Raw genomic sequence first — 13,554 nt, forward strand, 5'->3', positions numbered from 1 at the left:
GCAAAATGGTTTTCAATCCCCTGCGCATCGTTGCCGATATCTGGCGCCACCGCTACCTGCTCGGCCAGCTCATCAAGCGCGATGTGCTGCTGCGCTACCGGGGCGCGATGTTCGGCGTGCTGTGGATTTTTCTCAGCCCGCTGTTGATGCTGGGTATTTTCGCCTTCGTCTTCGGCCATATCTTTCAGGCGCGCTGGCCCCAGCAGCAGGAGGGGCTGCCCTTCTGGCTGATCCTGTATAGCGGTCTGATCGTATTCAATATCTTTGCCGAGGCCGTATCCCGCTCGCCCTCGGCGGTGCGCGGCTACCCCAGTTTTGTAAAAAAAATCATCTTTCCGGTGAATATTCTGCCCCTGGTTCCCCTCGGCGCAGGGCTGGTGCATGGCGCATTCAATTTCCTCATCCTGCTGGTGGCACTGGCCTGGACGGGAAATCTGCACGGGCAGGTACTGCTTTTTCCCCTCCTGCTCATTCCCGTCCTGCTGCTCGCCTTGGGTTTTTCCTGGTTTCTGGCCGCCTGGGGGGTGTTCATCAAGGACATGACCCAGATCGTGCCGCTATTTGTGCAGATGCTGATGTTTTTGTCGCCCGTGTTCTACCCGGTGAGCGCTGTGCCTGAAGTGCTGCGCCCCATCTATTTGCACAATCCGCTCGGCGCGGTGATAGAGGCTGGACGGGCTGCCGCCTTGGGAACGTCGATTCCGTGGGCTCCCTGGAGCACTGCGCTGGCCATCGGTTTGGCAGCGGCCATTCTCGGTTATGCCTTCTTTCAGCACAGCCGCGAGGAATTTGCCGATGCGCTGTGAGTAAGCCTGGTGCACGTCACGGCATCAAATCATGAGGAAAGAGTGACATCTGCCAGCGAGAAATGCGAAACTATCCATTGTGAAGCCAGTGAATGTTGGGTTACTCCGTCGGTGGTGAGCCTGTCGAACCATGAAGCCGCTAACCCAATGGAATAGGTGTGACTCTGCGATGGATAGGGAAATAGCCGGCATTCGCTTCCCGGCTTTCGCTTACAGATATAGAGAAATCACACAAAGCAAACCCCTCCAGCAGGAGACATGACATGACACGAGATGACATCCTGACCTTCCTGAGAACTCACAAGCAGGAAATGCAACTGAACTACGGTGTAGCGGTTATCGGACTTTTTGGCAGCTATGCACGCCAAGCTGCACGGGACGACTCGGATATCGACATCCTCGTCGAATTTCAGGCCGAGAAGAAAACCTTGCGGAATTTCTTCGGGTGCAAGCGATATCTTGAAGAAAACCTTGGAAAACACGTCGATCTTGGCATCGAGAGCGCATTGAAGCCGATGGTGCACGAGACAATAAAAAAAGATGTTCTCTATGCCTGAACGCCATCACCAGCTTTATCTCACGGACATACTGGATTCTGGGCGCGCAATCCAGTCCTATGTTCAAGACATTGCCTTCGAACATTTCATTGCCGACAGGATGCGCTGCGCAGCCGTCATACGTGAATTTGAGATCATCGGCGAAGCGGTTGGAAAACTGCCGGAAACAGTCAAGGCTGACTTCCCGGAGGTGCCATGGCGTGATATCAAGGACTTCCGCAACCTGCTCGCCCATGAATACTTCGGCGTCGATCTGGAAATCGTCTGGAATGCCATAAAGACAGAACTCCCATTACTGCTGGACGCGACACAGACGATCCTCAGCGGCGAACAAACAAAGGAAAGCAATCGGGATGCCCTCTGACGAAATCGCCATCTCGGTCAAAAACCTCACCAAGAAATACCGTATTTTCGGCCACCCCGGCGACCGCATCAAGCAGGCGCTTACCTTGGGTCGGGTTCGCTTCCACCGGGAATTCACGGCCTTGCAGGACGTTTCCTTTGAAATCAAAAAAGGGGAAACCGTTGGCATCATTGGGCGAAATGGGTCGGGTAAGAGCACCCTGTTGCAACTGATTTGCGGTATTCTCAAGCCCACTTCGGGTGTGGTGCAGGTCAATGGCCGTGTTTCCGCCCTTCTGGAATTGGGCGCAGGGTTCAACCCGGAATTCACGGGGCGGGAGAACGTCTATTTCCAGGGCGCGGTAATGGGCCTGACAAAGGCCGAAATGGATGAACGTTTCGACAGCATCGTTGCTTTTGCGGACATCGGGGAATTTGTCGACCAGCCAGTCCGAACCTATTCGAGTGGAATGTATGTGCGGCTGGCGTTTGCCGCCGCCATCAACGTCGGGCCGGATATCCTGGTGGTGGATGAAGCGCTGTCCGTGGGTGATGCCCAGTTCCAAGCCAAGTGCTTCGGGAAGTTCCGGGAATTTCAGGAGAAAGGGGTGACCATTTTGTTTGTCACTCACAGCCTGGACCTGGTGGCTGCGCATTGCGAGCGGGTGATTTTGCTAGACTGTGGCAGGTTGGTGGAATCCGGGAGTCCTCAGGTGGCCATCGACAATTACCGCAGGTTGTTAGCAACTATTCAGCATCAGGAACCGGTGTCTGGCTCCTTGGGGACAGGTGCTGACACTCGTCGGTTTTGGGAGGGGATGTTCAAGCCCAATCTGTCGGAGGTACGTTATGGCTCGCGGGAAACGGAAATAATCGAAGCCGGGTTGTTCACTCTGGACGGCAGGCCAACTCAACTGCTGCACCACGGGGATGAATGCCTTGTAAAAATCAGGGTGCTGAGCCATCGGGGCAACCTTCGCCCATTCATGTCGTTTGTCATTAAGGATCTGAAAGGCCTCCCTTTGTGTGGCACGACCACACTCATGGAAGATGTTCATATCGAGTCGCCCCAGCCCGGACAAATACTGAACATTGTTTTTCGGCTGCCGATGTTTCTCAATCCGGGCCATTACCTGCTGTCTGTCGGGTCGCAAGCATTCGGGCTGGATGGGGTATCGGTGGCCCATGATCATCGTACCGACTATCTGCCTTTCGAGGTTATGGGGAAACCGCGCTACGGTGTCTTCGCCCCACCCGCTGTCGTCTCTCTGGAAAGGGAATGCTAACCTGATGGAACACGCTGAAAGCTTTTTCATCAAGCCGGGTTATGTGGTCAGGGGGGCGAGTGTTTATTTCGAGGACTCTCTGGTCAACTGCGGGGGGATAGTCCATCAGCCGGACGTTTACGCTTTGGCGGGTTACCTCGGGCGCAAGTTCGGCTGCACCCATATCCTCGATATCGGCTGCGGCCGCGGCCACAAATTGCTCAAACTGCACCCTGAGTTCAAGCTGGCCGGGGTGGATTCCGGCGCCAATATCGATTATTGCCGCAGCCATTACCCCTTTGGGCAATGGCTGTCCCTGGATTTGGAAAAGCAGCATGGGGACTTGTTGCCACGGGAGATACTGGAAAAAACCCTTGTCGTGTGTTCGGACGTGATCGAGCACCTTACCGATCCCACCGGGCTGCTGCTGGCCCTCAGCCATTGCCTCGAGTACGCCCCGGCGGCCATTCTGACTACGCCGGAACGCGATCTGGTGAGGGGCTTGGACGACATTGGCCCCCCCGCAAACCCGGCTCATGTGCGCGAGTGGAACCGGGCCGAGTTGTTGCAACTGCTGGAGGCGTTTTCATTCAAAATCGCCTTCCTCGGGCTCACCTGCAACAATGACCACGACCGGGAAAAGAAGACGATCTTGTCGGTTCTGCACGGCAACCGTCTGCCGCGGAGGGATATGGCCGCGAACGACGACTTCCGGGTGGTCGCGTTCATGACGGCGTATAACGAGGAAGACATTGTTTTTCATTCGGTGAGCCGGTTGTTGCGTGCGGGCATAGAGGTCTACCTGATCGACAACTGGTCCACCGACGGCACCGTAGCGGCGGTTGAGCCGCTACTGGGCAAGGGGCTGATCGGCATCGAACGCTTTCCAGCCGAGGGTAGCACAGGGACTTTCGACTTGGGCAGGCTGCTGGCGAGGGTAGAAGAACTGGCCCGGACCATTCCCGCCGACTGGTTCATCCACCATGACGTGGATGAGATCCGGGAATCCCCCTGGCCTGAGATTCGGCTCAGGGAGGCGTTGCAATATGTGGACCGGATGGGGTTCAATGCGGTGGATCACACGGTGATTGATTTCCCCCCGATCGATAACAGCTTTGTTTCGGGCAGTGATTTTGGTAGCTATTTCACCCATTGGGAGTTCGGTCGCCGCCCCGGCCATTTCCAGCAGGTCAAGGCCTGGAAGAATCTAGGCCAGCCGCTCACCCTCGCCAAAAGCGGCGGCCACGATGCGGACTTTCCGGGCCGCAGGGTGTTCCCCTACAAATTCCTGCTGCGGCACTATCCCGTGCGCTCCCATAGTCATGGGGAAAAGAAGGTGCTGGGCGAACGCAAGCCCAGATTCAATCCCGAGGAGCGCGCAGTGCGGGGGTGGCACACCCAGTACAACCACATTGAGCCGGGGTACGGCTTCTTGCGCGCGCCTGAATCACTGAGCCATTTCGACCCAGCCGGCTTCTATCAGGAATATCTGGTGGAACGTATTTCTGGAATTGGCATCGCACGGCAGAAAGAGGCCGAGCCTGAAAGAGCCCAGAGCGCCGGGCTGTTTCGGCGGCTGACGTCGTTGTTAGGACTACCATGAACGCGGATTACCCCATCCTATTCCCATGACAGAAGCACGGCCATACTCCTTCAACCCCGAACTCAAAATATGGGTGACGCCATCCCACGACGGCATTGCCTACTCAGACGGCGATGCCGTCGAGCACCGGTTGCTGGCGGCGCTCCGGCAGTGCCGCGATGTAAGCGGGACTTCCGAGGAGCTTCTGCCACACATCACCGATTGGCCGAGTGAATACCACCTGAGCCCCGTTCGGCACAACCTGCTACGTCCCTTTTTGTTCAAACCCACTGATCGTATCCTTGAACTAGGTTGCGGCTGCGGCGCGATAACTCGTTACTTTGGCGAAACTGGGGCCACAATCGTTTCCGTTGAAGGCAGCTACCGGCGAGCAGAAATTGCTGCAGAGCGTTGTCGAGACCGGCCTAATGTTGCGATCTATTGCGACAACCTCGCCGATTTCAGGACTGAGGAGAAATTCGATTACGTCACTCTTATTGGTGTCCTCGAATATGCCCCGTTGTTCATCGAGTCAGATGACCCGATTGGAGCCTGTCTGGCGCATGCCTTGTCGTTTTTGAAGGAGGATGGTGTTCTCATCCTTGCGATCGAAAACAAGTTGGGCCTCAAATATTTCAACGGCTGCAGCGAGGATCACACCGGGGTGCCCTATTTCGGCATCAATGGCCTTTACGACGCGGGGACACCGGTAACCTTTGGTAGGCGTGAACTGGAGGCCCGGCTGCGTGCCGCCGGTTTCGCCGATCTGGCGTTTTATTATCCTTTCCCCGATTATAAACTGCCCAACCTTATCTTGGCGGAGGATGCCTTCGCGCGAGACGATTTTCGGCCCGCTGATTTGCTGTACCGCGCCTTCAGCCGTGACTACGGCGGGGGCACGGACCGGGCGTTTCATGAGAGTCTCGCCTGGCAGTCTTTGGCGCGCAATAGGCTCATGCCGGGGCTTGCAAATTCCTTCCTGGTGCTTGCCCGCAAGGAATCTCCCGCAGACGGCTCCCATCCAGGCTGGCTCGCCCGACTCTACAGCACGGAGCGGGTGCCCTTCTATGCCACGGAAACGGCTTTCCTGCCGGTGGGCGCCAGCATTGCCGTCGCCAAGCGGCATCTCTTTCACCATATGTCTGCTTCGATTCAAGCCAATGGCCCATGCTTCCGGCATCGGCTGCCCCCCCATGCCCCCTACATTTCCGGGCGGCTTTACGTCACTGAACTGCAACCCATCATGGCGCGGGGCGGCGGCGTGGCGGAAGTGGCGCGGTGGGCGGCGCCCTGGGTGGAGCGTCTTGCCGCCATGGCCCAGCCCGGACCCGATCATACGATGGTGCTGCCCGGAGAATGCCTGGATGCCATTCCGTCCAACTTTGTGCGGGACGTCACGGGCGCCCTGGTCGAGATCGATGACGAATGGCGATCCGAGCTGCCGGTACTCCTTGCCTGGGTGCTGATCAGGGGACTGGTCAATGCGCTTTCCGCTTGTCCTTGCTCCCCGAACCTTGCGAGCTTGACGTTCCGTGAAGTGGTGAGTGGGGTGCTGGCATCCCTGGGGCAAAATCTTTCCGACGCGGACTATCGTGCTGCCGTTGCGCTTGAGGAAACCTTGCACGATACCGTCTACGGCTTGCGTCGGCATGGAGCCTCTCTCGCCGAATTGCTGGACGGGCCGCTGCGTTCGTTTACCTCGCCGCCCACCTACGCCGAAGAAATCATCGCGTTGAGAAGAGAGATTGCCCGCGTCAAGGCCACGGTCTCCTGGCAAATCACCAAACCCCTTCGGGCATTCTGGAATGTATTGCGTTCACTGCTGCCGAGCGATTCGGCAAAACGCTAACGGAGGCATGGCGCTTGAGTTCTTGGACCGCAGATATCGAATCCCTTCAGACGAGGCACTCCCTCCTTCATGGCTGGGGCAAGCTGCAAGGTTCAGGCGAGCCGCCCAGCAAGGCATGGCTGGAAGTCCGACATGGAGAGGGTGGCGGTGTCGGCAAAATTCCCGCGATATTCGGGAAGCTTTATCGAAGTGGCGAGGGGCGTTATACGTATATCGATTTCGTTCTTTACGGCGCCTTGGAAGAAGTGCCCGGCTCTCAAGATGCATTCTCCTTGGTCCTGGAGTGGCCGGACAACAGGCGGATACATCTGGCAGCGCCTCTCCCGCGCCATGTGCTGCCCAGCCGAGGGATGGCGCGCATCATGGCACTCCCGTGGAAGCATTACTTCACGCGGGGCATGCAACTCGTTCGTCAAGGGCAGTCGGGGCTGCTGCTGGGCAAGTTGGCCAGGATGATCCTCGCCTTTTTCTCTTCGGGTTGGGATCCCGTGCGCTTGCTGCAGTGGGTGGAAGCGGAAGGAAAACCCCTGGCGCTGGTTATCGATCACGATCTTGGGGGCGGGGCGAATCTTTATCGGCATTCCCTCATGCATCGCCTTGCCGCAGAGGGCTTTGCGCCCATCCTCCTCTCCGCTCATCACGGCATACTCGCTTATCAATTGATTGCGAAACGGGGGAGGCGGACCCGCACTGCTCATGTCGAGGACTTGAATGTGCTATTCGAGACCTTGTCCGGCGCGAATTTCGGGCGCGTGGTTTTCAACAATATCCTTTCCTTCCCGGCGCCGATCGCCTTGGTGGATGCGCTGACAAACTGGTTAAGGCAGAAGGGGATCGAGCAGTTTCTTTTCCTGGTGCACGATCACTACTGCATCTGTCCCTCGTGGCTATTGCTGAACGACGCCGGCAAGTATTGCGGCATCCCGGATACGGCCGTCTGCGCAAGCTGCTTGCCGGCAAACGCTTCCCCTTTCCTGGAGTTCGCCCGCGGAATCGATATTGTTTCCTGGAGAGCGGCTTGGGGCGCCCTGCTCCAAGAAGCCGACGAAATTCGCTGTTTTTCCTATGCAACCCGGAATCTGCTGCTTCGTGCCCATGCCGAAATCAACCCGGAGCGGGTAAGCGTCGTGCCCCACACCCTCGACCATGTTCGACTGAGAAAAGTCGCTCTGAAGGATCCTGGCTGGCCTGTGATTGGGGTTATCGGTCAAATTGGCTACCACAAAGGGGGTGGGGTGGTGCGCGATTTGGCGAATCACATTCGGATCGCCGGGAAAAAGGCCCACATCGTCGTTATCGGGACGATCGAGTATGACCTGCCCAAGGAATCGGTCACGATCACGGGGCCCTACCGCCCGGAGCAACTGCCGGAGCTCTTGGAAACCCATGGGGTAAACGTCGGTTTCTTTCCGTCCATCTGGCCCGAAACTTTCTCATATGTAACGGAAGAAATGATTACAATGGGACTCCCTGTCCTTACATTCGATCTGGGGGCTCCAGGAGAAAGAGTCGCCCAATATGCCTACGGACGGGTAATTCCACTCGGCAGCCCGGAAAGTATCCTTGAGGCGACCGAAGAGCTGTATAAAGATCATGTCCGCAACCCCTAGGTTCGCTAATCTTGACAAGCTGCGTGGTTTCGCGGCCCTAAGCGTGGTGCTTTACCACGTCATCGAGCACACCCACTGGACGACTTATCCTACCAGCGGATTGTTTTTCTGGGGCCGCATCGGATGGATGGGTGTGGACCTTTTCTTTGTCATTAGTGGCTTGGTCATTACTTATTCCGCCTGGTCCCTATACCATACCCAGGGTGTGGATTGGAAATCTCATTATTGGCGGCGGCGTCTGACACGTATTGTTCCGTTGTACCTGCTGACATCGGCGATGTATGTGACGCTGGTGCAGCCGGAGTGGATGTCTGTTTCAATCAAAGGAATTCTCTGGCACGGCGTGACGCATCTGCTGTTTATCCACAACCTGTTTCCGGGAACTCATGGTTCGATTAATGGCGTCAACTGGTCCATCGGCGTTGAGATGCAGTTTTATTTTCTCGTGGCACTCGTTCTGCCCTGGATTGTCAGAACGAGCGCTCTTGTATTGATCGCTACATTCTTCACGATTGCTTGGGCATGGAGAGCGGCTGTTTTCGGGTTGCTGGGCGATCAAGGCGCCTTCCTGCTGTTTCAATATACGACTCAGTTACCCGGAACCCTCGATCAGTTCGTTCTGGGCATCTTGCTGTGCAAAATTATGCTCGACCCTAAATATGTGAGTGTCGCAGAATGGATTAAACAGCATTACGCCATAGTTATTCTTGGCGGCCTTGTTACGGGCATCGTTATGTTCTCCATCTACATAAACCATGCAGACTATTGGCCGAATAACTGGATGGTAATTTTCTTCCGGACGCTGATTGGTGCGGCGGCCTGCGCCATAATACTCAGCGCGACTCTCTGGCCATGGAAAGTGCCGCGCATCATGTCGAGGCCATTGGATTTTCTTGGGGAAATATCATACGGGATTTATTTGTGGCATCTACCGGTCATTTTTTCGCTTAAGCGATTAGGTGTTGGTCCCGGCTTCCCGTTTCTTGTATGGACGTTGTTTGTGACTATCATTCTGGCGACCCTCTCATATTACTTATTTGAGAGATCATGGATGCGTAGCGCTCGATTAAAGCCGCAAGGCCAACTTAACCTGAGTCTCCCCTAAGCACATGACAAAACCTCAGCTTTATGCGTTTACCAGCGCTGCATGCAACTATCTCCCCAAAGTCAGGTTGCTGATCCAATCCCTCAAACGCCATCACCCCGAGATACGATTGGTGCTCGCCCTTTCGGATCGTCTGACCGATCCCGAACTCCTTCGAGGCGAAGCTTGGGACGAGATCATGCCCATCGACACGCTGGATATTCCGGATTGGCGGCGCTGGGCCTTTACCCATGACATTGTCGAGCTGTCCACAGCGATCAAGCCCTTCGTCCTGAGTCGGCTGCTGGATCGGCCGGATTGCGGCGGGGTTTTCTACTTCGATCCCGACATGGTGCTATTTTCGCGCCTCGACGATCTTATTGGCCGCCTAGGGGAATCCGACATTCTGTTGACGCCCCACCAGAACAAGCCGGAGGTTGGCTTGGCTCAGGTGATAGACAATGAGATATGCAGCCTCAAGCATGGGATTTACAATCTCGGCTTCATCGGCGTTCGTCCATCATCTATTGGACGAGCCTTTGCCCGTTGGTGGGCGGACAGGATTTATTATTTTTGCCGCGACGATATTCCCAATGGTCTCTTCACCGATCAGCGCTGGATTGATTTGGCGCCAGCCCTGTTCGACGGGGTCGAGGTCATACGGTCATCCCGATTCAACGTGGCGCCCTGGAACCTCACCACCCGGGAAATGTCCGGCAATCTGGAAGAGGGTTTCAGGGTGGACGGCGAGCCGCTGGGTTTTTATCACTTTACCGGTTTCGATAGCGGCGCCCATCGTATCATGACCGGAAAATATTGCGCGGCCAACTCATCGGTCAGCGCCTTGGTAAGCTGGTATGAAAAAGAAACCAGCGGCTGGCGGAACGACCCTCTTTCCCGCCGGCCTTGGGCCTTCGGTCAGTTCGACGATTGCGCGAAGATTGGCCGTGCCCATCGTCTCATCTTCCGCAGCCGTGCGGATCTACAGCGGCGGTATCCGGATCCATTCGCCGCGGATCATGGTGATGATGAGACTTATGCCGGCTGGTGTCGGCAGCGAGGGTCAAAGGAATACCCCGAGCTTCTTCCCACGCCCTTGGCGAATGCCGACTGGTCCCAAGTATTCGGACCATTGATACCCTCGATCGCCCCGCCGGCGGGCGCTTTGCCTCCATTGGCTGCCCGCCTCCGGAGCGCCGCCACGGACATGAAGCAGGCACGTCTTCTCGGCACTCAGGTGCTAAGGGTGTTGAGGCGGGAGGGCGTACGCGGTCTGATTGTACGAATACGACGGGCCATGACCAGGCGTTGACGACGTTGGCCAGAATTCTAGCGGATGCTCGGCAACCCGTGTTTGACGAGCAATCTCAGCTTGTGGGGTCGCCAGATGAAAGGGGCAACGAATGCTCGCCAAGGGATTGTCCTGCCAGCCTGAATCCCCTGTCGCAGGAGTAAAAGTCTTTTCCGCTCCCGCCACAGGCTTTGCAAACATGCCAGATAAATATCCCGGAACACCTGCCACTCTCTTTTGAGCAATGCCAGTACCAAGCCCTCCACTAGAAGCAGGACAAGGTGCAGTGGGAAGATCAGTTGGAACAGCGGGGCCGGGTAGGCCAACGCCATCACGAAACTCTTGTTGCGCTCCGACAAGGCGCGCCGCTTCCTGGAGGTAACCAGACGATTTTCTTTTGTTACTTTCCCACCGCCAAAGCTTATTCCTACATGGTGGAGGAAACCTGAAGTACCTAGTGCCTGCACGGAATAACCATTGAGACGAGTTAATGAGCACAGATACAAATCTTCGGCCAAAGATCCGAACCAGTCGGGGAAGCCACCCAACTCCTCCCACAGTAACCGGGGAATCCACAGGCATGCTCCCGAGACCATGGCGACATCGTGTCTTCCCGGATCCAGATTTGGCACAGGATTCAGGAAGGGGTCACACTGGCTGCCGATATCGAGCAGTTCCCTTGTTTTCATGTCGTACTGGGGCAGACCCAATATGCCTGTGAGGGGCTGGTTTTCTGCGTATGCGTAAAGTGTTCGTAGTGCATCAGGAAACAGCGCAGTATCATTGTTGAGCAAGAGAATATATTTTCCGCGCGCTTGGGCCACCATACGATTATTGCTGATGCAGAAGCCCACATTTTTTTCGCTGGGAATGACGATGGCGTTGGGATAGCGGTCGCGGATGATGTCGACTGAGCCATCGGTGGAGGCGTCGTCATGGACAAGAACCTCAATGGGGAAATCGCAGTCCTGGGCAAACACCGAGTTCAGGCAGTCTTCGATAACCTCTGCGCCGTTGTAATTGGCGATGCACACCGAGCATACGGGAGATGTGGTGGAGGGGCTATTTTCCATGGCAGTCATCACTCCTAGGCCTTTATGGCAATCGAACGGGTGAGCAGATCGCCATAGCGCTGGGCAACAATTTGCCAATCGAACCGTTGCGATACAAATTTCCTTCCCGCCTTTCCCAGTGAATGGCGTAATGTGGGGTCGGCCAGCAGGGTGAGTATCTTGTGGGCGAGTTCGTCGCCGTCGCCCCGCTTGAACAGCAATCCGGTCTCGCCGTTCAGAATGAGTTCCCGCACTGCGGGAAGGTCAGAGGCAATTACCGGGCATTCACAGGCCAGCGCCTCGACGCATACCAAGCCAAAGCCTTCGTCGGTTGCGGAGGGGAACACCAGAATGGAGGCTCTTCGGTAGAGTTCGGGAAGATTTTCGTTGGCGACGGCACCGAGAAAGCTCACGTTCCGCGCCACGCCCAGCGCTTTGCTTAGCGCTCGCAAGGGTTCCTCCTGCGGGCCACGCCCGATGACCGTAAGGATGGTGTCTGGGCAGGCGCTTACCACTTGGGGCAGCGCCCGGACCAGCGACTCCAATCCCTTTTGTGCAGTGAGCCTGCCGACAAAGAGCAATTCATTATTGCGTTGTGTCGGATGCTCGGCGGGCGTGAAGGTGTTTGCTGTATCCACACCCATGGAGATGATGGAAATTTTTTCCGGTTCGGCTCCCAAAGCAACCGCGTGTTCCTTCATGGCCTGGCTTACCATGCTTACCGTATCGGACCGGCGCATCACCAAGCGCTTTAGCGCCGAAAACAGCCTTCCCCGCAAACCATGCAGGTCGCTGCCGTGGGCGGTGCAAAGCAGCGCGGGAGCCTGACGGGAAAGCAGCCTGGCGGCAACAGCAACCAGCCCTTGGGGAATCAGCCAGTGGGCATGCACGATGTCGAATCTTTCCCGGGCCAGCAGCCGCAACAGGACGGTCAACTGGCAAACAAGGAACAAGGGAACAAGCAGGTAACAGAGCCGGTTGCTGCGGAGGTTGGCCAGTATTCCTCCCCGGTAGGCAAGCGTCTCCCCCCACTCAAAAAAATAACGGAAACGCACTACCGTCAACCCGCTCAAAGTTTCACGGGTTTCCGCACATGGGGCGTGCGGCGCCAGTACCCAAACGTCAAAGTCCGCGCTAAGCCTGCGGCACAGCTCGAACACAAAGGGTGGTTCGTTGTCTCCCTCCCAACGGGGGAAGGTGGAGGTTAGAACCAGTACTTTTTTGCGTTGTTGGCCAGTGTTGTCGCTAGTCACTGTCTTTGTAGATCAGCATGGTGATCTGCTCGGAAATCAGCCCAATTAGGAATACCAGCATGGACGTGGTCAATAGCAGTGCGCTCATGTTGGTGAAGCGATGCTGTGTAACGAAAGTAAATAGGTAATAACTTAAGCCGGAGAAGAAAAAGATCAGGCTGATTGGCAAAAATAATTTCAGGGGCGAATACAGCGTCCCAATCTTGAAAATAATCAGCAGGAAACGTAATCCATCCCGTGTCGGCCGGATATGACTTTTCCCTGTGGCGCGCCGTGGGGTATGGATGGGTAGGTAAGCGACGCTGAATCCAGCACGGAAGAAGCTCATGGTAATAGTGGTCGGATATGAAAAACCGTTGGGCAGCAAGTAAAGGAACGTGCGGAACTTGTTTGCTTTCACCACTCGAAAGCCAGAGGTAAGATCTTCCACTGGTTGTCCTGTCATCCAGGTGGCGAGGCGGCTGAAGACGTCATTCGCCACCGCCCGGTGAGCTCCGGCATGGGAGCCCGACTGGCGTGCACCCACCACCATGTCGTAGCCTTCTTTAAATTTTTCCAGCAGGGCGGGGATGTCTTCCGGTTTGTGCTGGCCATCGGCATCCATGAATATCAGTACGTCCCCATTTGCAGCCCGCGCCCCGGATTTTACTGCTGCTCCATTGCCTTTGGGGTAAGGGTGGCTGATCACTCGTACGGGGAATTCCGTACATGCGGCGAGCGTATTATCGTCCGAGCCATCATTGACGACGATGATTTCCGCGTCGGGTAATAACGTTACCAGTTCCGGCAACAGGCGGCGCAAACCTTCTGCCTCGTTACGGGAAGGGAGAATCAAACTCAATAGTTCTTGTTTCACATGAACA

General features: G+C 56.2%; 12 protein-coding genes. 9 read left to right on the forward strand and 3 right to left on the reverse strand.

Features of this window, described 5'->3' with window-relative positions:
- Nucleotides 1-5: 5 nt before the first annotated feature.
- The 9 genes from VMV64_RS04425 to VMV64_RS04465 all read left to right on the forward strand — a co-directional run bounded on the left by VMV64_RS04425 (nt 6) and on the right by VMV64_RS04465 (nt 10,407).
- Nucleotides 6-806, forward strand: a complete 801-nt coding sequence (locus VMV64_RS04425) for an ABC transporter permease (RefSeq protein WP_325328738.1) — start codon at nt 6-8, stop codon at nt 804-806.
- A 263-nt stretch (nt 807-1,069) separates the two neighbouring features.
- A complete protein-coding gene (locus tag VMV64_RS04430; protein ID WP_325328739.1) occupies nt 1,070-1,363 on the forward strand; it encodes a nucleotidyltransferase family protein in 294 nt (97 codons plus the stop codon).
- Nucleotides 1,356-1,727: a DUF86 domain-containing protein gene (locus tag VMV64_RS04435; protein ID WP_325328740.1), complete on the forward strand. Its 372-nt coding sequence runs from the start codon at nt 1,356-1,358 to the stop codon at nt 1,725-1,727. The genes VMV64_RS04430 and VMV64_RS04435 overlap by 8 nt, the downstream gene beginning before the upstream one ends.
- Nucleotides 1,717-2,991 (forward strand): ABC transporter ATP-binding protein, encoded by a 1,275-nt coding sequence (locus tag VMV64_RS04440; RefSeq protein ID WP_325328741.1) that lies wholly within the window; start codon nt 1,717-1,719, stop codon nt 2,989-2,991. Before VMV64_RS04435 ends, VMV64_RS04440 begins: the two co-directional genes overlap by 11 nt.
- Before the next feature lie 4 nt (nt 2,992-2,995).
- Nucleotides 2,996-4,573, forward strand: a complete 1,578-nt coding sequence (locus tag VMV64_RS04445) for a methyltransferase domain-containing protein (RefSeq protein ID WP_325328742.1) — start codon at nt 2,996-2,998, stop codon at nt 4,571-4,573.
- Nucleotides 4,574-4,598: 25 nt separating this feature from the next.
- A complete protein-coding gene (locus VMV64_RS04450; RefSeq protein ID WP_325328743.1) occupies nt 4,599-6,401 on the forward strand; it encodes a class I SAM-dependent methyltransferase in 1,803 nt (600 codons plus the stop codon).
- A 14-nt stretch (nt 6,402-6,415) separates the two neighbouring features.
- Nucleotides 6,416-8,011, forward strand: a complete 1,596-nt coding sequence (locus VMV64_RS04455) for a glycosyltransferase family 4 protein (RefSeq protein ID WP_325328744.1) — start codon at nt 6,416-6,418, stop codon at nt 8,009-8,011.
- On the forward strand, nt 7,995-9,116 hold the full coding sequence (locus VMV64_RS04460; RefSeq protein ID WP_325328745.1) for an acyltransferase: 1,122 nt from the start codon (nt 7,995-7,997) through the stop codon (nt 9,114-9,116). The genes VMV64_RS04455 and VMV64_RS04460 overlap by 17 nt, the downstream gene beginning before the upstream one ends.
- Nucleotides 9,117-9,120: 4 nt before the next feature.
- Nucleotides 9,121-10,407, forward strand: coding sequence for a glycosyl transferase (locus tag VMV64_RS04465; RefSeq protein ID WP_325328746.1), 1,287 nt, complete (start codon nt 9,121-9,123; stop codon nt 10,405-10,407).
- A 17-nt stretch (nt 10,408-10,424) separates the two neighbouring features.
- On the opposite strand, the gene VMV64_RS04470 is transcribed toward VMV64_RS04465, so the two are convergent.
- The 3 genes from VMV64_RS04470 to VMV64_RS04480 form a co-directional block, all read right to left on the reverse strand.
- The gene (locus VMV64_RS04470; RefSeq protein WP_325328747.1) at nt 10,425-11,459 is read right to left on the reverse strand and encodes a glycosyltransferase family 2 protein; all 1,035 of its coding nucleotides are present in this window, start codon (nt 11,457-11,459) and stop codon (nt 10,425-10,427) included.
- Nucleotides 11,460-11,473: 14 nt separating this feature from the next.
- The gene (locus VMV64_RS04475; RefSeq protein WP_325328748.1) at nt 11,474-12,598 is read right to left on the reverse strand and encodes a glycosyltransferase family 4 protein; all 1,125 of its coding nucleotides are present in this window, start codon (nt 12,596-12,598) and stop codon (nt 11,474-11,476) included.
- Between the two features lie 85 nt (nt 12,599-12,683).
- Nucleotides 12,684-13,547 (reverse strand): glycosyltransferase family 2 protein, encoded by an 864-nt coding sequence (locus tag VMV64_RS04480; RefSeq protein ID WP_325328749.1) that lies wholly within the window; start codon nt 13,545-13,547, stop codon nt 12,684-12,686.
- Nucleotides 13,548-13,554 lie beyond the last annotated feature (7 nt).

It is taken from the genome of Sulfuricella sp. (assembly GCF_035531155.1).
GTDB lineage: Bacteria > Pseudomonadota > Gammaproteobacteria > Burkholderiales > Sulfuricellaceae > Sulfuricella.